The organism is Lysobacter sp. KACC 24251 (genome assembly GCF_057747755.1).
The window spans coordinates 1,401,773-1,422,694 of sequence record NZ_CM173222.1; the positions used below are offsets into that span (position 1 = coordinate 1,401,773).

A 20,922-nucleotide genomic window follows, 5' to 3' on the forward strand; every position below is an offset into this window, starting at 1 on the left:
GGGCATGGCCTGTGCAGGAACGGGGGTGGGCGTCTGACGCGCCCACCCTTCAGCTACGGCACAGGCCAGCCAGTGGATGCAGGGCTCGCGGGAGGCATTACCCCGCGCTGAGCCAGACAGGCACCGACGAGCGGCGCGCCCGCATCCAGGCGGCTAGCGCAACCGCCGCCACGAGCCCCGCCTGGGCCAGGGCGACATACGCCGCCACACTGGCCCCCGCGAGCGCGGATTCGGATTGCTTCGCGTACACACCCACCAGTCCCCACACCGCCGCGGCCGCGTACCACGGGTTGCCCTTGAGGCGGACGACCACCGTCAGTACCAACAGCGCCGCACCCGCGAATAGCACCAGCGTCCACGGCAGCATTTGCGAGGTCGACAGCAGACCGTGGGCGACGATGACCTGGGCGGTGTTGAGGAAGGCCGCCAACGACACCCAGCCGGCATGCAGCGACAAGGGGACCCATTGCCACCACGGACCACGCGCGTGACCGTCCGTGTGAGATGCCAGCCAGGCGGCGCCCAGCATGCTCGCCAGGCTCGCCCAGATGATCGCCAGCGCCAACCCGAACCACTGGGCCGGAAACACCAGCATCCATGCCGAGGTCAGCGCGAAGCCCGCGGCGGACATGACGCGGATCACGCGCAGGCGAGCGTCGCCCTCCACCATCGCTTGGCGCAGACCGAACACCACGTCCAGCAGGAAGATCGGTCCCCAGATCGCAAAGGCGTAACCGGCTGCGACGATCAGGGTGGGGTAACGGTCCGAGATCTCGCCATTGCTCGGGCCGATGAGGCCGGAGTTCGACAGCCACCCGATCAGGGGCATGGCGAGCGCAAGAATGGCGACGAGATACTTCATGCGGGTGTTTCTCCTCGGGTCGTCGGCTGGCGCGATCGTGCGGGCCGCGGTCCAGCGGCCGGCTGGTCATGAGAGCGGCGCTTGTTACCTGTCCGGTGCGATACGCGGATCTGCCAGGGTTGGATGCAATCCTGGGAAGGTTCAGTTGTCGGCTGTTTCAGTCGCCGGCTGATGCCTTGAGCGCCGCCAGCACCATGTCCGCCACACGCTGAGAGGACTGCGGGTTCTGGCCGGTGATCAACTGGCCGTCCTGGACCGCGAAGGGCTGCCAGTTGTCCATGCCCACGAACTCCCCGCCCAGTTCGCGCAGCCGGGATTCGAGCAGGAACGGCACCACCGTCTCCAGCCCGACCGCCACTTCCTCTTCGTTGGTGAAGGCATTGACCTTGCGATCCTTGACGATGGACTCCCCGTCGGGGCGCCTGGCGCTGACCAGCCCGGCGGCACCATGGCAGACGGAGGCCACGAGTTTGCCCGACGCGTAGGCGTGCTCCACGGCGCGGGTGACGCCGGGATCGTCCGGGAGGTCCCACATCGTGCCGTGCCCACCCGGGAAGAACACCGCGTCAAACTCGGCGCCGTCGAAATCCGAAGCCTTGGGCGTGTCGGCCAACAGGGCCTGCAACGCCGTGTCGGCCAGCAGCCGTTCCACTACCGGTTCGTTCTCCCCCGAGGGCTTGAGGCTGCGCGGGTCAATGGGGGCGGGGCCTCCGGCGGGCGAAGCGAGGGTGACCTGGGCGCCGGCGTCGGAGAGGGCGTAATAGGGCACGGCGAGTTCCTCAGCCCACAGCCCCGTGGTCTTTCCGCTGTCGCCCATTTTCGCGTTGGACGTGACAATCATCAGGATCCGGGGGGCCATCGCCGTGCACTCCAAGGGGGGAGAACGGATGTTGGGCCGTGATCTGGAAAAAGGATGTGAGACCGGTGCCTTCGCCGGAGTCAGCGGGTCGCCAGACCGGACACGGAGTGTTCCATGCGTCCGGTTGCGGTCAGGGGCCGCTCGCCCCATGTTGAAGACCGTGTCCGTTCTGGTGCTCCTCCATGGTCCCGCTTTCCGTCCTTGATCTCGCTCCGGTGACGCTGGGCAGCCGTCCGGCACAGACCTTCGCCAATGCCGTCGACCTGGCCCAGATCGCGGAACGCTCCGGGTATAGCCGCTACTGGCTGGCCGAACACCACAACATGCCGGGCATCGCCAGCGCCGCGACCGCCGTGCTCATCGGGCATGTCGCCGGGCACACCGCCCGCATCCGCGTGGGCGCCGGCGGCATCATGCTGCCCAATTTCGCGCCGCTGCAGGTGGCAGAAGCCTTCGGCACGCTGGAGAGCTTGTATCCCGGTCGCATCGACCTGGGCCTGGGGCGCGCGCCGGGCACCGACCAAGCGGCCGCCCAGGCCTTGCGGCGCTACTACGCCAGTGCCGAAGAGTTCCCGGCCGATGTGGTTGAGCTGCTGGGCTACTTCGATCCCGTGCGGCCCGGCCAAGCCGTGCAGGCCGTGCCCGGAGCCGGGCTGGACGTGGAAACGTGGATCCTGGGGTCGAGCCTGTTCGGGGCGCGGTTGGCCGCGGCGCTGGGCCTGCCGTACGCCTTTGCCTCGCATTTCGCGCCCGACGCGCTGGAGCAGGCGTTGGCGCTGTACCGCGCCGAGTTCAAGCCCTCGCGTCGTCTCGCCCGGCCCCACGTCATGCTGGCGCTCAATGCCGTGGCTGCGGAAACGGACGAAGAGGCGTGGCGGCTCTTCACGACCCAACAGCAGGCCTTCGTCAATCTCCGTCGCGGCCGGCCCGGCCTGGTGCCCCCGCCGCTGGAAAGCGGCGCGGCGATCGAGGCGTATTGCAGGGCCGAAGAGTTGCGCATGCTCGACCGCACATTGGCCTGTCGGGCAGTGGGCGCGCCGGAAACCGTGCGCTCGGCGATGGCGGCGTTTGTCGAGCAACACCGGCCGGACGAGTTGATCATCACCGCCAACATCTTCGACCACGCACAGCGCGTCCGGTCTTTCCAGCGGGTGATGGAAGCGTGGGCGGGATCCGGATCCGGCTGAGCGGAATACGAGGGTGTTCGCAGCCCGCCGCGTTGCGACTGGCAGGAAACTCGCAACAAAAAGCGTTTCGTATTACGCGTGACGTCGTGATGGCCCGCGAGTGCAGTCGAATCAAGGCTGGCGCACGAGCCCCGTCTCCCGACGGGGGGGATGGCGGGCTGCAGATGCACTTAAGATGTTCATCCCGGTTCTCCAGGTCCCCCCATGCCTTCCGACGTCTCCCGTCTGTACCACAACCCCCGCTGCTCCAAGTCGCGTGGCGCACTTGAGCTCCTGCGCGAGAGGGGCATCGAACCGCAGATCGTCGCCTACCTGGACACGCCGCCCAGCGCCGAGGAATTTCGCGAGCTGTTGCGGATGCTGGGCATGTCCGCTCGGCAACTGCTGCGCACTGGGGAGGAGGAGTACGACAAGCTGGGACTGTCGAATCCCGCCCTCGACGAGGACACGCTGATCGAGGCGATGGTCCAGCATCCCCGCCTGATTGAACGCCCCATCTTCGTCCACGGGGGGCGGGCGGCGCTCGGTCGCCCGCCCGAGCAGGTGCTCACGCTGCTGTGAGGGAACCCGCGCCCGGAAGGTAGACTGACGCTCCCCAACGCGGCCTTCCCATGTTCGATCTGCACTGCCACATCCTGCCGGGTATCGACGACGGCGCCACGGATCTGCCGATGGCGCTGGAGATGGCCCGCATGGCCGCGGCGGACGGCATCACCACCGTCGCGTGCACACCGCACATTTATCCCGGCGTATACGAAAACACCGCGGCCGCCATCCGCCAGGCCGTCGCCGCGTTCCAGGCCGAGCTTGATCGCCATGGCATCCCCTTGCGGCTGGTGGAGGGCGCGGACGTCCATCTGGACCCGGGGCTGGTCGCCGATATCCGTGGCGACCGCATCCCGACGCTGGCGGGCTCACGCTACCTGCTGCTGGAGCCCCCACACCACGTGGCGCCGCCACGCTTCGAGGAGGCGGTGTTCGAGTTGATGACGGCGGGCTATATCCCCGTCATCACCCATCCGGAGCGGCTGACCTGGGTGGACACGCACTACCCCTTGTTCACCCGCTTGAGCGAACGCGGGGCGTGGATGCAGATCACGGCCGGTGCGCTGACCGGTCGCTTCGGCCGGCGCGTCAAATACTGGGGAGAGCGGTTCGTGGGCGAGGGGCACGCGATGCTGCTAGCCACCGATGCCCACCACCCGGAGCGTCGCCCGCCCTTGCTGGCCGAGGCGCGTGTCGCCGCCGCCACCCTGGTCGGGGAGGAAGAAGCCACCCACCTGGTGCTGACCCGTCCGCGTGGCATCGTCGACAACCTCGCCCCGGAGGCGCTTCCTCCTTCGCTGCGGATCTCACGGCCGGAACTCGCCAACCGGACGGGCGACACCCAAGCCACGGCCGGCCTGATGGGCATGCTCCGGCGTATTCGCGGCTCACTCTCGTAAGGGCAGCCGCACCATCAACTGGCCGTTGCAGGCCACGCTTCCCGCGGCCTGGCTGCGCGTCAGGGCGTGGCCGCCGGTGAATGCGGAAAACGCGGGCAGCACCGTCTGCCGCTCACCCAGCCAGAACAGCGGCCAGCGGCCCATGCCTTCCAGGCGGATGACCGGATGCACGTGGCCGCACACCACGTGCCCGCGCGAAGACTCGGCGGGGTCATGGCGGAACTCGAAAGGCCCATCGCAAATGCCGTCGCGCAGCACTTCCACGCCGCCGGCTTCCGCGTCGAGCGACCGATCGTGGTTGCCGACCACCACCGCCATGTCCACCGCGGAATGGGCCTCGCGGAACGTTGCCCACGCCTGGTCCACGCTGATGTGCCGCCGGCCATGCAGGAAATCGCCCAGCACCCACAGCGCGTGGGCGCCGGTCTCGGCCAGCAGATGCTGCAGGCGCTGCAGGTCGTGGGCGGTGCCGCCGGTGGGCACCGGGATGCCGGCCGCCCGGAAGATGTTGCCCTTGCCCAGGTGCAGGTCGGCCACCAGCAACCGCTGGCGGGCGGGCCAATACAGCGCCCGGTCGCCCAGCAGCTCCATCGGCTCCCCCGCGATCCGGACCGGGAAACGCTCAACCATGGCGGCGCTCCAGGCGTTGGGCCATGCGCTGCACCCGCGTCTTCCAGTCCTCGCTGCTCAATGCGCCGCGAACCGACTCGGCCCATAGCGGAAAGCCCAACGGGGTAAGGCTGGTGGGACGGCGCAGGTCGATGCGTCGCTGCCGGCAGCGCGCCAGTAGTTCGCGCAGCGCGCGCACGTCCAATTGCGCCTCCAGCACCTCGCGGCGGGCCTGGTGCAGCAGCAGGTGGTGCGGGTCGTGCTGGCTCAACACGTCGAACAGAAGTCCACTGGAAGCCTGCAATTGTCGCAGGCTGCGGATGGCCTTGCCGGGCAGCGAGGGCGGCAGCAGACCGGCGACGCGGGCGATCTCCCGGAACTGCCGGCGCGCCAGTTCGGTCATGTTGAGGCCCGCCTCCAGGTCCTCCAGCAGGCCGTCCCCGGCCAGCAGTTGCTCAAGGGTGATCTCATCCATGTCGGTCGCGGCCTGGGCGGTGAGCATCACGCCATAGTCATTGACCGCGAAGGTCACCGTGTTGGGCGCCATGCGCGTCCACCGCAGTGCCATCAGGGCCCCCAGGCCCTCGTGCACGGCGCGCCCGCCGAAGGGATAGACGAACAGGTGCCAGCCTTCGCGGGTGTGCACGAATTCGCTGAGCAGCGTCGTGGGAGAAGGGCGGGCGGACAACCGGTCCTGCAGGTGCAGCAGCGGGGCCAAGGCGCGCATCTCCGGTCCCGACCCCGGATTGGCGAGCACGGCTTCCACCTGTGCGCCCAGTTCGCTCGACAGCGGCATGCGCCCACCTTGCCAGCGCGGCACGATCCCATCGGGCTTCGTGGCCAGCCGGACATAGGCGGTCATGTCCTTGAGTTGCACCAGCTCCAGGGTGCGACCGGCAAACTGGAAGCGGTCGCGCGGACGCAGCCGCGCCAGGAAGCCTTCCTCCACCGAGCCCAGGTAGCCACCGCGCATCAGCTTCACCTGCATGGTCCCATCGCTGGTGATCGTGCCGATGGACAGTCGGTGGCGGAATGCGACACGCCGGTCGTGCACGCGGTAGTGACCGTCTTCGTCGCGCACCACGCGCCGATAGTCGGGGTAGTGCTGAAGGGCCTGGCCCCCTTGGACGATGAAATCCAGCACGGCCTGCCAGGTAAGCGCGTCCAAACCGGCGAAGGCGTGCGTGCCGCGGACTTCGGCCAGCAGCGCGCCGGGATCGAACCCGCCACCCAGCGCCAGCGTCACGCAGTGCTGGGCAAGTACATCCAGTGACAGCCGGGGCGGCGGCCGTGCCTCGATGCGGCCCTCGGCAAGGGCGATGCGCGCCGCGGCGTATTCGGCCAGTTCGAGTGCGTGCGTGGGCACGCACAGGATCTGCCCGGACTCGCCGGGTCGATGGCGCGCCCGGCCCGCGCGTTGCAGCAGCCGGGCCAAGCCCTTGGGGCTGCCGACCTGGATGACCTGGTCGACGGCCGGGAAGTCCACGCCCAGGTCCAGGCTGGACGTGGCCACCACGCATCGCACCTGTCCTTCGCGTAGACCCTGCTCGACCTGACGGCGCAACGAGGGATCCAGGGAGCCGTGGTGCAGCGCCAGCGTGGCCGGGTCTTCCGGCCATACCGCCGCCAGCGCCTTGTGCCACAACTCCGCCTGCGCCCGGGTGTTGGCGAACAGCAGGCTGGTGCCGGCCTGCATCAGTGCCTGGGAGACGCGCTCGAGTTGCGAAAGGCCCAGGTGGCCGGCCCACGGGAAGCGCTCCCCCGGCTCTGGCAACAGGGTCTGGATCACGGTGCGGCGGGGCTTGGCGGCCGCGAGGATGGGCGCATCCGGCACATGCGGCAGCAGCACGTCGCGGGCCTGCTCCAGGTTACCCAAGGTGGCGGACAGACCCCACATGCGGACCGCGGGCGCCAACGCGCGCAGCCTTGCCAACCCCAGTTGCAGCAGCACGCCACGCTTGTTGCCGAGCAGCTCATGCCACTCGTCCACGATGATGGCCCGCAGGCCGGCGAAGCGTTCGGCGGTCTCCGGGTAGGTCAACAGCAGGGCCAGCGATTCGGGCGTGATCACCACCACCTCGGCCTGGGCCTCCCGGACCAGCCGCTTGTCGCGGGCACTGGCGTCGCCCGTACGCACGGCGATCGTCCACGCCAGTCCCAACGAATCGACCATGGACTGCAGCGCGCGCACGGTGTCGCTGGCCAACGCGCGCAACGGCGTGATCCACAGGATGCGGGTGCGGGCCACGAGCGCCTGTCCGCGCTTGCGGCGTGCGGCCGGGGCGGGCCCGGCTTCGCCCAGCCGGAGGGCTTCCAGCAGGGGGCCGCCGAAAGCCGCCAAGGTCTTGCCACTGCCCGTGGGCGTGACCAGCAGTCCCGACTCGCCAGCCAGGTAGTGCTGCCATGCCCGGGGCTGGAACGGTGCGGGCCTCCAGCCCTGCGCGGCAAACCACGCCTGCAGGGGCGCGTCCCAGGAAGCGCGTGGCGGCGTCATTGCGCCAGCGCCTTGAGCGCGTCCAGACGGTCGGCCTCCGTGGGCGGCTTGTCCTCGCGCCAGCGCAGGATCCGCGGGAAGCGCACGGCCACCCCCGACTTGTGGCGGCTGGAGCGGTTGACGCCTTCGAAACCCAGTTCGAACACGTGGTGGGGCGTGACCGCGCGCACCGGCCCGAAGCGCTCGGTGGTGTGGGCGCGGATCCAGCGGTCGAGCCGAAGGATCTCCGCATCCGACAGCCCCGAATAGGCCTTGGCCACCGGGACCAGCGCCTCCCCGTCCCACAACGCGAAGGTGTAGTCGGTGTGCAGCGTGCTCCGGCGGCCGTGGCCGGCCTGGGCATAGATCAGCACCGCATCGATGGTCAGCGGATCGATCTTCCACTTCCACCAGTCTCCTCGCTTGCGCCCGTGGCGGTAGGGTGAGGCCAGCCGTTTGAGCATCAAACCCTCAACGCCCCGGTCGCGGGCTTGGGCGCGCAGTTCGGCGGCGTGCGCCCAACCCGGCGCCTCCACGTGCGGCGACAACGCCAGCAGCGGCGAGGCATGGGCGTCGAGCAGCGCAGCCAGGTGCGAGCGGCGCTCGGCCAGCGGGCGCTCGCGCAGGTCCTCGCCGGCCAGTTCCAAGAGGTCGTAGGCCTGCACGCGCACGGGCGTCTCGCGCAGGATCTTGGGCGAAGGCTTGCGCCGCTGGATGCGCGTCTGCAGCGCAGTAAACGGCTGTGGCGCGGGCGACCCGGCGTGCCAGGCCAGCAGTTCGCCGTCGATGACCGCGTCGGACGGCAACTCCGCCAGGGCCTGCTCGATTTCAGGGAAGCGTCCGTCCATGCGCTCCTCTCCACGCGACCACAGCGCGACGTCGCTGCCGCGCCGGATCAACTGCACGCGGATGCCATCCCATTTCCACTCCAGCAGCCAGTCGTCGATCGCCCCCAGTGCCTCCGGCTCGCCCTCCAGCGGCGAGGCCAGGAAGAACGGGTAGGGCGACGCGGCGTCGCCCGGTTGCGCGTCGGGCGACACCAGGCGTGCGAGGAATTCGGCCGTAGGCGACCACGTCCCGATCATGCGCTGGGCAATCATCGCGATATCGACGCCCGACCACTGCGCCAGCGCCTTCTGCACCAGGCCTTGTGACACGCCCACCCGCAATGCGCCCGTCAGCAGCTTGTTGAAGACCAGCCGCTGCGCGAAGGGCAGGGTGCGCCACGCGCTCACCACCACTTCGCGGCGCAGCGGCAGGTCCGCGTTGGCGATGGGCCCCAGGCGTTCCTGCACCCATTCGGCCAGCCCGAGGTCGTGATGCGCCTGGGTGGGTTCGGGCATCAGCAGTGCCAGCGTTTCAGCCAGATCGCCCACCTGGTCGTAGCTGGCATCCACGAGCCACGCGGGGTTGTCCGTTTCCTCCGCGATCCACGCCCGCAGTTCCGTGCTGGAGGCGATGCGCGCCTTGGCTCCGCCCACCTTGCCGCCCGACAGCAGCCAAAGCCCCCACACCGCGTCTTCCGGCGGGGTGTCGCGGAAGTAGTCCACCAGAGCCGCCAGCTTGTCGTTGGTGGCGGTGCTGCGGTCCAGGCGCTGGAACAGCTCGGCAAAGCGCCGCATCAGTCCTCCTCCCCGCCAAAGTCGGTGCGGAAGATATCCGTGCGGATGCCGCGCTCGTTCAACAGGCGCACCAGGGCGTCGGTATTGCCGTGCGTCGCGATCACGCGGCTCGCGCCCGTGTCGCTCACGGTGCGCAGCAGATCAGGCCAGTCGGCATGATCAGAGACGATGAAACCGCGGTCGTAGTTGCCGCGGCGGCGGTTGCCGCGCAATCGCATCCAGCCAGAGGCAAACCCATGCTGGGCGCGGCGAAACCGCCGCAACCACGGACTGCCTGCTGCAGAGGGTGGGGCGATGATCAGCGCCCCCGCGAAATCGAAGCCCTTGTCCTCGTCGCTGACGCGCCGCGTCTCCACCATCGCCACGCCCGCCTCGCGGTACACCGCGACCCCGGCATCCACCGCGCCATGCAGCCACACCGGACGCGGGTCCAGGGTCGCCAACTCGGCGAGAACGCGTTGCGCCTTGCCGAGCGCATAGCAGTACAGGATCGCGCCCTCACCCCGCGCCGCACACTCGTCGCGCCACTGCGAAATTTCCGCCACCACGTCGCGGGTGTCGGGCCAGCGGTACACCGGCAAGCCAAACGTCGCCTCGGTGATGAAGGTGTCGCAGCGAACGACCTCGAACGGGGCGCACGTCGGGTCTGGCTGGCGCTTGTAGTCGCCGCTGACCACCCAGACCTCGCCATCCACCTCGATCCGCACCTGCGCCGATCCCAGCACGTGACCCGCGCTGTGCAGGGATACCCGCGCGCGTCCCAATTGCGCTGGCTCCCCATACTCCAGCGTCTCGTACGCCTGATCGCCCAATCGCCAGTGCAGGATCGGCAGTCCCTGGCGCACCGCCCAATACCGACCCATGCCACGGCGCGCATGGTCGCCGTGACCATGGGTGATCACCGCACGCGGCACCGGCCGCCACGGGTCGATGTGGAAGTCGCCGGCGGGGCAATACAGCCCTTCCGGGCGAAGGACCACCAGGTCCGGCCTCGCGCTCAAGGGGTCTCCTCGTGATGATCTGTGCGCAGGCGCCCAGTTTGTGGAGCGCGGTGTGACAGACACGAAAAGCGGAGCCACATTAAAAGATCAACGCAGTACACGCTTGGGCCGGCACGGTGGTAACCCGGCCTTCACGGCGCGTGCATCACAGTGAACGTTGCGGTATCAGCGGTAAACAGGGGATGAAACACAACGTGACCATTGCGACAACGCAGCCCAGCACGCCCGTACGACTGGATGTGGATTACCGGCAACTGGTGGCGTCCGTGCAGGATTACGCCATCTTCATGCTCAATCCCGACGGCACGATCGCCAGTTGGAATGCAGGCGCGGCCAAGAACAAGGGCTACTCCGCCGACGAGATCATCGGCAAGCACTTCTCCATCTTCTATCCCGAGGAGCGGATCAAGGCCGGCTGGCCGGACGAGGAACTGCGGCTGGCGCTGAAGAACGGTTCCTTCGAGGAGGAAGGCTGGCGCCTGCGCAAGGACGGTTCGCGCTTCTGGGCCAGCGTGGTGATCACCGCGGTCTTGGACGACGACGGCCGGCACCTGGGTTTTGCAAAGGTGACGCGCGACCTGACCGAACGCCGGCGTATCGCCGCGCTGGAAGACGAGGGCCGGCGCATCAGCACCTTCCTCGCCATTCTCGGTCACGAGCTGCGCAATCCGCTGGCGCCCATGGCCAATGCCACCGCCCTGCTGCGCATGGACCCGGCGGCCAGCGAAACCACCCGCATGGCCGCCGACGTGCTGGATCGGCAGCTGCGGCAGATGACCCGGCTGGTGGACGACCTGCTGGACGTGGGCCGCATCACCAGCGGCAAGATCCCCCTGCAACTTGCGCCCACTGCGTTGCGACAGGTGTTGACCGATGCATTGGAGGCGGCCGCCCCCTTGCTGCGCGCCAAGCGGCACCAGGTGCGCTTTGATGCGGACGCCGATGATCTCTGCGTGCAGGGCGATCGTGCCCGCCTGGTGCAGGTGTTCAACAACATCCTCAACAACGCGGCCAAGTTCACGCCCGAGCGCGGCTTGATCCGCGTGCACATGGCCAAGGTCGGGGACGAAGCGGAAGTGTCCATCGCCGACAATGGCCCGGGCATTGCCCCGGAGAAGCTGCAGGACGTCTTCAACCTGTTCGTGCAGGCTCATCCGGACCCGCAGCATGCCTCTGGCGGCCTGGGCCTGGGGCTCAGCCTGGTGCAGCAGTTGATCCAGTGCCATGGCGGCAAGGTCAGCGCTTTCAGTGCGGGTCAGGACGGGCTGGGCACCGAGATCATCATCCGTCTGCCGCTGTTGGAGAGGGCTCCCCGCGAGGGCGATGCAACGGTCAGCGAGCAGGCGTGTCCGGAAATTGCGCGAAAGCTCAAGGTGGTGGTGGTCGATGACAACCGCGATGCCGCCAACACGCTGCAGATGCTGGTGCGTCATCTGGGCCACCTTTGCCTGGTCGCCTACGACGGCCACACCGCGGTGGAGCTGATCCGTCGTGAACGCCCGGATATTGCCCTGTTGGACCTGGGGATGCCCGGGATGTCTGGTTTGGAGTTGGCCAGCATCCTGCAGGAAGCCGGCATCGCCCCCCAGTTGGTAGCGCTCACCGGCTATGGACTTCCCGAAGACCGCGCCGCGACGGCGTCCGCCGGATTTCAGGGGCACCTCACCAAGCCGGTTTCCGCCGATGCCGTGGAGGCCCTGCTAAGCCAGGCGGCAAACGCAAAGCGGGGCGACCCCCTGACTTCAGGCTAAGGGCCGCCCCCGGAGGGCCCGGCGGCGTCCGGAAGCGGCGTCGCCTTGGTCTCCACGCCCATCGCCTGTAACTGCCGCGCAATCGCTGCGCTGGTCAATTCGCCCATGTGCACCTCGACCAGGCGCCCCTGCGCGTCATAGAACGCGGTCGTGGGCAGCGCCCGCGCGGTGAGGGCGGCAGACAACTGCGATCCGCCGTCCAGCAGGACGTTCTTCAAGGGCAGGCCTGCCTGCCTCACGTAGGGCTGGACCTCGGCGAGGGATTCGCCCTGGTTGGCAAACACAAAGTGGACGCCCGGAAAGGCGGCCTGCGCCCGCGCCAACGCCGGCATCTCCCGGCGGCATGGGGGGCACCACGTGGCCCACAGGTTCAGCACCACCGGCTGCCCCCGAAACACCGTGTCCAGTCTGGTTTCCTGACCCGCCAGCGTGCGTAGCGTGACCGCGGGGAGCGGTTGTCCCGGAGCGGTAAGCGCGGCGCGCGCACCCAGGAGCAAGGCGAAGACCAATCCCGTCACCGCGCATGCCACCAGCAAGGGTTGCCGCAACGCGGGTCGGCGGCGCCACGATAGGACCCCCACCGCAAGCGCAGCGGGCACGGCCGCCCACCAGGCATAGCCGCCATCTCCAAGGCGCAGGATCGAGGCCAAGTCCTCGCGGTAATTCGCCCACCACTGCACTACGAACACCAACCTCGCAGCCGCAACGCCGGCGAAGACCATGTCCAGGAGCGTCGAGGTGGCCGTCGGCGTGCCGCGAACCTTCGCGGTCACTTGCCCGGGGTGGAGTGCGTCGGGAGCCCTGGCATCAGGTCCAGCTTCCACCCGTGTGTGACGCTGCACCCAGCGGCCAGCCAACGCGCCCACCAGCAACGCAACCGCGCCAAACAGTACTGGGAGGGGAAAGCTCGGCATCAGCAGGGGCGGCTCAAAGAACGGGCGTGCATCCTACCCCGACGTCCCGGCCCAATAACGCGAACGCGATGGTTGCCCACCGCGTTCGCCTTCACCACCGCATTGCCTCAGCGGCCGTCTCGATCAGCGTCGCCGGGCACCGCGCGCTCCAGGTAATGCCATCCCTCGCGAACCGCCTGGCGAGCGTTTTCCCACTCAAGGCGCGAGCCCTCGCGTTCCGTCTCCCACTTCTGGGCCAGTTGCGGTTCCACGTCCTCGAAGCGCTTGCCCTGGTGGTGCCCAAACGTGTGGTAGCCATACTCGTAGGCCGGCTGGTAGTCATTCCAGTCGTAGCCAGGCTGGTAGTAGCTGCTGGTGGGGTACAACTTCTGGAAGTGGTCGTTGTACTCGGCGGGGTTGACGGTTGCCGCGGCCGTCGCGCCCGTGGCGCCACCCACCACCGCGCCAAGGGCCGCGCCCACGGCCATGCCCGGGGGACCGCCTACCGCACCAATCGTGGCGCCGGTGATGGCGCCAATTGCGGCGCCAGTGGCGGTGCTCGCCGCCTGCGCAGTACCGTCTTCGACCGGTAGATCTTTCTTGTCGTTCATTTGCCAGCTCCTGTGGGGAAGGGACGCGTGCGTCAGGCACGGCCCAACACTGGCGGGGCAGGGGTTGGGGTTCCGTGAACTCCCCCCGCTTCGTTCAGCCTCGTCTCAGAAATTTTCCCAACTTCCACGCCCCACCGGCTGGCCGGCATCACCCGTGGCGCCCCAACATCGGGCATAATTGCCAAGTTATTGAATTTGTTACAGGGGTCAGTCGCTTGTTCAACCTTCTTCGTCTCGGCGCGCTGCTGGGCGCCGTGCTGCTGTCTGCTTGTGCCAGTCGCGGCGAAGTGGCCCAAACGCAGGTACTCCCCGCAGTAGACCCGGTGGCCGAAGTGCTCGGCCAGCCCGAGTACCGCATCGGCCCGCACGACCTGATTGCTGTCACGGTCTTCCAGATCAAGGATCTGGACCGCGAGGTGCGCGTCAACAATGCCGGCCAGATCTCGCTGCCGCTGATCGGCGGCGTGCAGGCGGCCGGCCGCACAGTGGCCGAGCTCGAGGCCGAGGTCGCCCGCCAGTACGGTGCGCGCTACCTGCAGGACCCGCAGGTCACCCTGTTCGTGAAGGAATTCTCCAGCCAGCGGGTCACCGTCAACGGTGCCGTGCGCAAGACCGGCATTTTCCCGATGAACGCCGCGCGCCTGTCGCTGCTGCAGGCTGTGTCGCTGGGCGAGGGCCTGACGGACACGGCCAACCCGCACCACGTAGCCGTCCTGCGCCGCGTCGATGGCCGCACCATGGTCGCGCGTTTCGACCTGGAAGCGATCCGCGAAGGCCGCATGCAGGACCCCGAAATCCTCGGTAACGACATCGTGGTGGTGGACGAATCGAAGGGCGCCGTCTGGTTCAAGCGCTTCATCCAGATCGCCCCCGTCCTGACCTCCTGGTTCTACTACTCCAACTGATGAGCACCGTCATGAATTCCGGCAGCACCCTGGCCACCTCGCCCAAGGCCGAGCGCGATCCGGACGAGATCGACCTGCTGCAGTACTGGCACATCCTGTGGAACAACCGCTGGCTGGTGGCCATCGTCGGCGCCTCGGTGGTGGCCATCGCGCTGGTGCTCACCCTGCTCGCCACGCCCATCTTCCGCGCCAATTCGCTGCTGCAGATCGAGCGCGAGAGCCTGCAAGTGGTCAACGTCGAGGGCGTCATGCCCACCGAGCGCGGCTACTACGGCGACGACTTCTACCAGACCCAGTACGAGCTGCTGTCCAGCCACTCGCTGGCCCTGCGCGTGGTGCAGGACCTCAACCTCACCCAGGATCCGCACTTCAAGCCGCTGCTGGAAGGCGTGGGCGAGGGTGAGAAGCCCGCGCAGCGCCTGCAGGAGCAGCGCCGCGTGCTGGCCGACATCCTGCTGGGCGACGTCAGCGTCGAGCCCGTGCGCAACTCGCGCCTAGTGCGCATCAATGTCGACTCGCCGGATCCCAACGTGGCCGCGCGCGTGGCCAACGCGTGGAGCCAGGCCTTCATCGCCGCCAACCTTGAGCGTCGCTTCGATGCCTCGTCCTACGCGGGCAAGTACCTGGAAGAGCGGCTGGCGCAACTGAAGGCCAAGCTCGAGGACTCCGAGAAGGCGCTGGTGGAATTCGCCTCGCAGGAGCAGATCGTGTCAGTGGGCGAGGACAAGCCGTCGCTGTCGGCGCAGAACCTGTCGGAGCTCAATGCCTCCCTGGCCAAGGCGCAGGATGAGCGCATCCGCGCCGAAGCCGAGTGGGCGCAGGCCGCCCAGGGCGAAGGGCTGGGCCTGCCGCAAGTGGTGGGCAACCCGTTGATCCAGCGCCTGCGCGAGGAGCGCAGCAAGCTGCAGGGCGAGTACCAGGAGAAGCTGCGTACCTTCAAGCCCGACTACCCGGACATGCAGCGCCTGTCGGGCCAGATCGCCGAGATCGACCGCCAGATCGCCGGCGAAGTCGGGCACATCCGCTCGTCGGTGAAGGCCCGGTACGATGCCGCCGTCGCGCAGGAAGAGATGCTCACGTCCCGCATCGGCGGCCTCAAGGGTGACGTGCTGGACCTGCAGAACCGCAGCATCCAGTACAACATCCTCAAGCGCGAAGCCGAGACCAACCGCCAGCTCTACGACGGCCTGCTGCAGCGCTACAAGGAAATCGGCGTAGCCGGTGGCGTGGGTGCCAACAACATCTTCGTGGTCGACCGCGCCATGGTCCCCGAGGCGCCGTACAAGCCCAGCCTGCTGCGCAACCTCGCACTGGCCATCCTGGTGGGCGGCATGCTGGGAGTGCTGGCGGCGTTCGCGCGCCACTACCTGGATCGCACCATCCATTCGCCCAAGGCATTGGAAGAACTGACGCACCGCCCGGTGCTGGGCGTGATTCCGCGGCTGGCGACCGGCGTTACGCCCGCCCAGGCCGCCACCGACCTGCGGTCCCCGTTCGCGGAAGCCTATCGCTCCGTGCGCACGGCCCTGCAATTCGCCACCGCGCACGGCATCCCCGCCAGCCTGTTCGTCACCAGTCCCAGCGCCAGTGAAGGCAAGAGCACCACCGCGCTGGAACTTGCGCGCAACATCGCCCAGCTGGGCAAGCGCGTGGTGCTGGTGGATGCGGATCTGCGCAATCCGTCCGTGCACAAGTTGACCGGGCTTTCCAATGCCAGCGGCCTGTCCAATGTGCTGGCCGGCGCGGCCACCGCCGATACCGCCGTCCAGGTCTCGAAGGACGTCGGCCTGAGCGTCATCACCTCCGGTCCGCTGCCGCCCAATCCGCCGGAGTTGCTGGCCGGTGACGGGTTGCACGCGTTGCTGTCCGCGCTGGGCGAGCGTTTCGACGTGATCGTGCTGGACGGTCCGCCGGTGCTGGGCCTGGCCGACGCGCCGCTGCTGGCGCACCGTTCCGAGGCCACGCTGCTGGTCGCCTCCGCCGAGCAGACCCGCACCGACGCGCTGCAGGGCGCCATGCAACGCCTCGTGGCCGCACGTGCCCATGTGTTGGGCTCCGTGCTGACGGGTTTCGACCTCAACAAGGGCGACTCGTACGGCTACGGCGGATACACGTACTACAACTACGGCGGTGACGGTCGCGGCTGATGGCCGCACCGGGCTTGCGTTGACCATGGCGGGAATCGCACGCACCACGATTGCAGCGAGCCTCGCCCTGGGTGGCGGGTGGCTGGCCGTGGAACTGGCCATGCGCGACGCCGACCTGGGCCCGCCCAAAGGTGCCGACCGGCAGATGCAGGCCATCGACGCCGAACCCGCGGTGACGCAGGCCGATGTCGCCACCGCCCGCGCGATTCTGCGCGAGCGTCCGCACGACGGGCGCGCCTATCGCGTCCTGGCCCAGGCCGCGGATGCGCGCGGCGATCGCGAAGAGGCCACGCGGCTGTACGAGGTTGCCGTGCGACTGGCGCCCCGTGACCGTCTGACCCGTGCCGCACTGATCGATCGCGCCTTGACCCGCGACGATGTCCCCGCTGCCCTGGCGCCTCTGGACGCCTTGCTGCGCGTTGCCCCGGGCGTGCGGGACACGGTACTGACGGAGCTGGCCAAAACCCTGGACCGCGAGGATGTGCGCCTCGCGCTGGTGGAGCGGCTGACCGCCGCCCCCAATTGGCGCGGAGCTCTGGTGCCGGCCCTGCTGGCCAATACAACGCCGGCCGCGGGCGCCGAAGCCGTGCTGGCCGTGTTGTCGCAGGCCGTACCGCTTACGCCGGCGGAACTGGAAGCGCGCGTCACCCTGCTGCGGCGCCTGGGGCGGCCTGCGGACGCACGCGCCGCGTGGCTGGCCACGTTGCCGCCCCCGCAACAGGCCCTCGCCGCGCCGTTGCTCTTCGATGGCGGATTCGAGGCGCCGGATGTCACCGGAGGGTTTGCCTGGCGGATCACGCCGCAGACCGGGGTGAGCGTCCTGCCCGATGACACGGACCCCGCCGAGGGGCAGGGGAGCTTGTCCTTGGTATTCGAAGGCCGTTCGGTCTCCGCCTTGGGGCTGGAGCAGCCACTGGCGCTGGCACCGGGCCGGTATCACCTCAGCGGCAAGGCGGCGAACGACACCACGGCCAGCCGCCCGTTCGCGCTTGAGGTGGTGTGCACCACCAGTGGTCGCCCCGTGGGCTCCGTCGAGCTACCGGCAGCCCGGAGCGGACGCCGCTGGCAGTCGTTCTCGGGGGCGGTGGAGGTGTCCGGCGACGCCTGTACCGACCATGTGCTGCGCTTGCGCTACCTCGGTCGTTCACTCAACGAGCGCATCCTGTCCGGTACGTTGCGGCTCGACGCCCTCGAATTGCGTCTGCAGTGAGACAAACTCTCGGGTGGCCGGGTTGCGTCCCGGATACCGTTTCCCCTATCCTTCCGCTGGTATGTGTCGGAATTGGCACGAATTTTGGAGTTCATGCATGAAGCAGTTGGTTGTCGGCCTGATCGCCACCCTCGCCACGGGCGCCGCGTTTGCACAGCAGCCCACCGTCCTGGCGCATGCCAAGAGCGAAGGCGTGACCATCAGCGGTCGTGCCGTGCCGGCGGCCAGCAGCATGGGCGCCGCCCCGGGCGACGTCATCTCGGTGGCCTTCGGTGAAGCCAAGGTGACCTACGCCAACGGCTGCACCGTGACCGTGACCTCCGCCGGTGCTTACACCGTGCAGCCCGTCGCGCCCAAGTGCGCCTCGCCGGCCAAGGCCGCGGCCTCCGACAACCAGTACTACTGGGCCGTTGGCGCCGGCGTGGCCGCCGCCGCGGCACTGGTGGGTGGCGGTGGCGGTGACGACAAGCCGTCCAGCCCCTGATTCCAGGATGGAGTAGGTTTCACGGACGGGCCGCCCTCAGCGGCCCGTTTGTTTTTCAGGGGATTTGGGTGCGCGCAGGGGCGACAACACAGGATCGATGGGCGGAAGGGGCCGCCGGCGTGCTGCTGCTTGCCGCTTTGCTGTGTGGCGGCGGTTCGCGTGGCGTGGGCGACTTGGTCGTCCACCTGGCGGCATTGCCCGCGGCGACAATGGCCGTGCTGCGCTGGCCCACCACCCAGCGGCTACCGGCCCAGCGCTGGACGGCGTGGATCTTTGGCGCCGCGCTGCTCCTGCTTGCCCTGTCATTGCTCCCGCTCCCCGCCAGCCTGTGGGGGCAGGGCGCCCCGCGCGCTGCTCTGCTCGCCGACCTGTCCGCGGCCGGTGTGCCGCGCCACTGGCTGCCCTGGTCACTGGACCCATGGGGCACCGTGCGCGCGCTGATGGCCGTGGCCACGGCGTTTGCGATGTGGGCACTGGTCTCCACGCTCGGTGAAGCCTCGCGACGACGGCTCCTATTGCTGGCCATCGGCGTGGGGTTGGCCATGGCGCTGCTGGGGTTTGCACAGGCCGCGGCCGGCGCGCACTCCACGCTACGCCCCTACGCCTACCACCACCCGATCGGGGCCATCGGTCTTTTCGCCAACCGCAACCACTTCGCCGCGCTGATGGGCATGTTGCTGCCCCTTGCGCTGGCCTTCGCCGCGCGCGCCCAGCATCGCCGTCGGCCCTCCGAGGCGGCGGGCTGGTACGGCGCGGCCGTCATCCTGATGCTGGCAGCGGCGCTGAGCTTCTCCCGCATGGGCGGCGCGCTGGCGCTGTTGGCCGGCGTTGCCGCATTGCCCTTGTGCCTGCGGCGCGAAGGTGGGGCGGGGCGCCGCTGGTTGGCGCCGCTGGTGACGATGGCCGTCGCCGCTGCGGGCATTGCGGTCTACGCATGGAACGGCATCGTTCAGCGCCTCAACCAGGACGTGGCGGACGACCTGCGCTGGCAGTACCTGCAGTACGGCTGGCAGGTCGCCAAGGCGAGCCTCCCGTGGGGCAGTGGTGCCGGCAGTTTCCGCGAGGTCTACGCACCCTTCGAGCCCGTGGGCGCGATGCGCGAAGTGCATGCGCTGCACGCCCACAACGACCTGCTGCAGACCGCGATCGAGTTGGGTGTGCCGGGTCTGCTGCTTGTGCTTGCATACCTGGGCGTATTGGCGGTTTCGGTGCGAAAAACTCCTATTGCCGTCACAGAATGGCGGGGGATACTGGGCGCTGCCGCCGTCGCGGTGTTCTTGCCGTTGGTCCATTCGTTCGTCGACTACCCGTTGCGCACCCTCGCGGTGGCAACCACGTTCGCGATGCTCATGGCGCTGCTTACGGCCAACCCGCAACGTGCTCAATGACTTACAGGGGAGTCATGAACATGGTGTCTTCATCCATCGCGCATCCAGCGCGACCTGGCAGCTTTGCCATGCACAAGTTCGCCGCCATGGCGACCATGGGCCTGCGCGTGGGCGATGCCGTGGTCCTGGTAGCGGCAGCCTGCCTGGCGTACTGGCTGCGGTTTGACACCTTCTGGCCGCCCATCGAGTACCAGCGCACGGTGGCCCGTGCGGTGATCCTGATGCTCCTGGTGTTTGGCACCGCCAACATCTACCGCAGCTGGCGCGGGCAGAGCCTGACGCTGGAGCTCACCCACCTGACCGCCCTGTGGGGCGCCGTGTTTGGCCTGAGCCTGCTGTACACGCTGATGTTCAAGCTGGAAGGCGCCACCTCGCGCATGTGGTGGGGCAGCTGGTTCGGCGCCGTGCTCTTGGGCAGCGGCAGCTCCCGCATCGTGGCCCGCGGCCTGGCCGCGTGGGTGCGCGCACAGGGTTGGGACCTGCGCAGCGCCGTGGTCATCGGCGCCAATGCCGATGCCACGCGCATCGTGCAGACCTTCCAGACCAGCCCGTGGGCCGGCATCGACGTGCGCGGCTGGTTCAACACCAGCGCCGACACGCGCCAGCTGACGGGCGTCGCCCACCTGGGCGACCTGGACGCCATGGCCGATTACGTGGAGGCACACCACATCGACCAGGTGTGGGTGGCCCTGCCGATGAGCGCCCAGGCCGAGATCCAGGCCATCCTGGCGCGGCTGGACCACGCCACGGCCGACATCAAGTTCGTCCCCGACCTGTTTGGCCTGCAATTGCTCAACCACTCGGTGGACCAGGTGGCCGGCCTGCCGGTGATCAACCTGCGCGCCAGCCCGCTGGATGGCCATGCCCGCGCGATCAAGGCCATCGAGGACCGCGTGCTGGCGGCGCTGATCCTGATCCTGATCGCACCGCTGATGGCGATGATCGCGCTGGGCGTGAAGCTCAGCTCGCCGGGGCCGGTGCTGTTCCGGCAGAAGCGCCATGGCCTGGGCGGCAAGATCATCGAGGTGTGGAAGTTCCGCAGCATGCGCCCCCATGCCGAGGACGATGGCAAGGTCACGCAGGCCAAGCGCGGCGACCCGCGCGTAACGCGGTTTGGCCGCTTCCTGCGCCAAACCAGCCTGGATGAGCTGCCGCAGTTCTTCAACGTGCTGCAGGGCACGATGTCCATCGTGGGCCCGCGCCCACACGCGGTGGCGCACAACCACCAGTACAAGGGTGAAGTACAGCACTACATGCAGCGACATCGGGTCAAGCCGGGCATCACCGGCTGGGCGCAGGTCAATGGCCTGCGTGGCGAGACGGACACCGTGGCCAAGATGGCGGCGCGCGTGGAATACGACTTGTATTACCTGCAGAACTGGTCGCTGTGGTTTGACCTGAAGATCATCGCGCTGACAGTCCTGAAGGGCATGGTTGCACGAACTGCCTACTAGCTGTTGTACGCGCGCCGACCT

At 68.5% G+C, this 20,922-nt stretch carries 17 protein-coding genes and 2 pseudogenes; 11 read left to right on the forward strand and 8 right to left on the reverse strand.

The window, feature by feature from the left end; translation table 11 throughout:
• Window positions 1–97 precede the first annotated feature (97 nt).
• Both AC3ARF_RS06685 and AC3ARF_RS06690 read right to left on the reverse strand, forming a co-directional pair.
• Window positions 98–862, reverse strand: coding sequence for a TspO-related membrane protein (locus AC3ARF_RS06685; RefSeq protein ID WP_498931435.1), 765 nt, complete (start codon window positions 860–862; stop codon window positions 98–100).
• A 157-nt stretch (window positions 863–1,019) separates the two neighbouring features.
• Window positions 1,020–1,721: a type 1 glutamine amidotransferase domain-containing protein gene (locus AC3ARF_RS06690; RefSeq protein ID WP_498931437.1), complete on the reverse strand. Its 702-nt coding sequence runs from the start codon at window positions 1,719–1,721 to the stop codon at window positions 1,020–1,022.
• Window positions 1,722–1,903: 182 nt separating this feature from the next.
• On the opposite strand from AC3ARF_RS06690, the gene AC3ARF_RS06695 reads away from it, so the two are divergent.
• The 3 genes from AC3ARF_RS06695 to AC3ARF_RS06705 all read left to right on the forward strand — a co-directional run bounded on the left by AC3ARF_RS06695 (window position 1,904) and on the right by AC3ARF_RS06705 (window position 4,353).
• Complete coding sequence (locus AC3ARF_RS06695; protein ID WP_498931439.1) at window positions 1,904–2,908, forward strand: LLM class flavin-dependent oxidoreductase; 1,005 nt, start codon at window positions 1,904–1,906, stop codon at window positions 2,906–2,908.
• 204 nt (window positions 2,909–3,112) lie between these two features.
• Window positions 3,113–3,469: an arsenate reductase (glutaredoxin) gene (gene arsC / locus AC3ARF_RS06700; protein ID WP_498931441.1), complete on the forward strand. Its 357-nt coding sequence runs from the start codon at window positions 3,113–3,115 to the stop codon at window positions 3,467–3,469.
• Between the two features lie 50 nt (window positions 3,470–3,519).
• Window positions 3,520–4,353, forward strand: coding sequence for a tyrosine-protein phosphatase (locus AC3ARF_RS06705; protein WP_498931443.1), 834 nt, complete (start codon window positions 3,520–3,522; stop codon window positions 4,351–4,353).
• Here the strand turns inward: AC3ARF_RS06705 and pdeM are convergent.
• The 4 genes from pdeM to AC3ARF_RS06725 are packed head-to-tail and all read right to left on the reverse strand — an operon-like array spanning window position 4,342 to window position 10,058.
• Window positions 4,342–4,983: a ligase-associated DNA damage response endonuclease PdeM gene (pdeM, locus tag AC3ARF_RS06710; protein WP_498931445.1), complete on the reverse strand. Its 642-nt coding sequence runs from the start codon at window positions 4,981–4,983 to the stop codon at window positions 4,342–4,344. The two genes, AC3ARF_RS06705 and pdeM, sit on opposite strands and share 12 nt — an antisense overlap.
• Window positions 4,976–7,456, reverse strand: a complete 2,481-nt coding sequence (locus tag AC3ARF_RS06715) for a ligase-associated DNA damage response DEXH box helicase (RefSeq protein ID WP_498931447.1) — start codon at window positions 7,454–7,456, stop codon at window positions 4,976–4,978. The genes pdeM and AC3ARF_RS06715 overlap by 8 nt, the downstream gene beginning before the upstream one ends.
• Window positions 7,453–9,057: an ATP-dependent DNA ligase gene (locus AC3ARF_RS06720; protein WP_498931449.1), complete on the reverse strand. Its 1,605-nt coding sequence runs from the start codon at window positions 9,055–9,057 to the stop codon at window positions 7,453–7,455. The genes AC3ARF_RS06715 and AC3ARF_RS06720 overlap by 4 nt, the downstream gene beginning before the upstream one ends.
• Entirely contained in the window at window positions 9,057–10,058 is a 1,002-nt protein-coding gene (locus AC3ARF_RS06725; RefSeq protein ID WP_498931451.1) for a ligase-associated DNA damage response exonuclease, read from the reverse strand. The genes AC3ARF_RS06720 and AC3ARF_RS06725 overlap by 1 nt, the downstream gene beginning before the upstream one ends.
• A 182-nt stretch (window positions 10,059–10,240) precedes the next feature.
• Here AC3ARF_RS06725 and AC3ARF_RS06730 point away from each other — a divergent pair, with 182 nt between their 5' ends.
• Window positions 10,241–11,809 (forward strand): PAS domain-containing hybrid sensor histidine kinase/response regulator, encoded by a 1,569-nt coding sequence (locus tag AC3ARF_RS06730; protein WP_498931453.1) that lies wholly within the window; start codon window positions 10,241–10,243, stop codon window positions 11,807–11,809.
• Here the strand turns inward: AC3ARF_RS06730 and AC3ARF_RS06735 are convergent.
• Entirely contained in the window at window positions 11,806–12,582 is a 777-nt protein-coding gene (locus tag AC3ARF_RS06735; protein ID WP_498931455.1) for a TlpA family protein disulfide reductase, read from the reverse strand. The two genes, AC3ARF_RS06730 and AC3ARF_RS06735, sit on opposite strands and share 4 nt — an antisense overlap.
• A 248-nt stretch (window positions 12,583–12,830) precedes the next feature.
• A complete protein-coding gene (locus tag AC3ARF_RS06740) occupies window positions 12,831–13,313 on the reverse strand; it encodes a hypothetical protein (protein WP_498931457.1) in 483 nt (160 codons plus the stop codon).
• A gap of 215 nt (window positions 13,314–13,528) precedes the next feature.
• Here AC3ARF_RS06740 and AC3ARF_RS06745 point away from each other — a divergent pair, with 215 nt between their 5' ends.
• From AC3ARF_RS06745 to AC3ARF_RS06775, 7 genes and pseudogenes are all read left to right on the forward strand, one after another.
• Window positions 13,529–14,218, forward strand: coding sequence for a polysaccharide biosynthesis/export family protein (locus tag AC3ARF_RS06745; RefSeq protein ID WP_498931459.1), 690 nt, complete (start codon window positions 13,529–13,531; stop codon window positions 14,216–14,218).
• Window positions 14,218–15,588, forward strand: a pseudogene (locus AC3ARF_RS06750) (GumC family protein); the annotation flags it as partial. The gene AC3ARF_RS06745 and the pseudogene AC3ARF_RS06750, both read left to right, overlap by 1 nt.
• Window positions 15,589–15,729: 141 nt before the next feature.
• Window positions 15,730–16,365: pseudogene (locus tag AC3ARF_RS06755) on the forward strand (CpsD/CapB family tyrosine-protein kinase); the annotation flags it as partial.
• 25 nt (window positions 16,366–16,390) lie between these two features.
• The gene (locus AC3ARF_RS06760) at window positions 16,391–17,575 is read left to right on the forward strand and encodes a tetratricopeptide repeat protein (protein ID WP_498931461.1); all 1,185 of its coding nucleotides are present in this window, start codon (window positions 16,391–16,393) and stop codon (window positions 17,573–17,575) included.
• Window positions 17,576–17,672: 97 nt separating this feature from the next.
• Window positions 17,673–18,059 (forward strand): hypothetical protein, encoded by a 387-nt coding sequence (locus AC3ARF_RS06765; RefSeq protein ID WP_498931463.1) that lies wholly within the window; start codon window positions 17,673–17,675, stop codon window positions 18,057–18,059.
• A 119-nt stretch (window positions 18,060–18,178) separates the two neighbouring features.
• Window positions 18,179–19,447, forward strand: coding sequence for an O-antigen ligase family protein (locus AC3ARF_RS06770; protein WP_498931465.1), 1,269 nt, complete (start codon window positions 18,179–18,181; stop codon window positions 19,445–19,447).
• Between the two features lie 68 nt (window positions 19,448–19,515).
• Window positions 19,516–20,901 carry an undecaprenyl-phosphate glucose phosphotransferase gene (locus AC3ARF_RS06775; protein WP_498931467.1) on the forward strand — a complete coding sequence of 462 codons (1,386 nt, stop codon included), beginning with the start codon at window positions 19,516–19,518 and terminating at the stop codon, window positions 20,899–20,901.
• The last annotated feature ends 21 nt before the right edge of the window (window positions 20,902–20,922 follow it).

Excerpts from the sequence above, each read along its gene's own strand:
- AC3ARF_RS06685 (WP_498931435.1), bottom strand. The coding sequence starts at position 862 with ATGAAGTATCTCGTCGCCATTCTTGCGCTCGCCATGCCCCTGATCGGG.
- AC3ARF_RS06690 (WP_498931437.1), bottom strand. The coding sequence starts at position 1,721 with ATGGCCCCCCGGATCCTGATGATTGTCACGTCCAACGCGAAAATGGGC.
- AC3ARF_RS06695 (WP_498931439.1), top strand. The coding sequence starts at position 1,904 with ATGGTCCCGCTTTCCGTCCTTGATCTCGCTCCGGTGACGCTGGGCAGC.
- arsC (WP_498931441.1), top strand. The coding sequence starts at position 3,113 with ATGCCTTCCGACGTCTCCCGTCTGTACCACAACCCCCGCTGCTCCAAG.
- AC3ARF_RS06705 (WP_498931443.1), top strand. The coding sequence starts at position 3,520 with ATGTTCGATCTGCACTGCCACATCCTGCCGGGTATCGACGACGGCGCC.
- pdeM (WP_498931445.1), bottom strand. The coding sequence starts at position 4,983 with ATGGTTGAGCGTTTCCCGGTCCGGATCGCGGGGGAGCCGATGGAGCTG.
- AC3ARF_RS06715 (WP_498931447.1), bottom strand. The coding sequence starts at position 7,456 with ATGACGCCGCCACGCGCTTCCTGGGACGCGCCCCTGCAGGCGTGGTTT.
- AC3ARF_RS06720 (WP_498931449.1), bottom strand. The coding sequence starts at position 9,057 with ATGCGGCGCTTTGCCGAGCTGTTCCAGCGCCTGGACCGCAGCACCGCC.
- AC3ARF_RS06730 (WP_498931453.1), top strand. The coding sequence starts at position 10,241 with ATGAAACACAACGTGACCATTGCGACAACGCAGCCCAGCACGCCCGTA.
- AC3ARF_RS06740 (WP_498931457.1), bottom strand. The coding sequence starts at position 13,313 with ATGAACGACAAGAAAGATCTACCGGTCGAAGACGGTACTGCGCAGGCG.
- AC3ARF_RS06760 (WP_498931461.1), top strand. The coding sequence starts at position 16,391 with ATGGCGGGAATCGCACGCACCACGATTGCAGCGAGCCTCGCCCTGGGT.
- AC3ARF_RS06765 (WP_498931463.1), top strand. The coding sequence starts at position 17,673 with ATGAAGCAGTTGGTTGTCGGCCTGATCGCCACCCTCGCCACGGGCGCC.
- AC3ARF_RS06775 (WP_498931467.1), top strand. The coding sequence starts at position 19,516 with ATGCACAAGTTCGCCGCCATGGCGACCATGGGCCTGCGCGTGGGCGAT.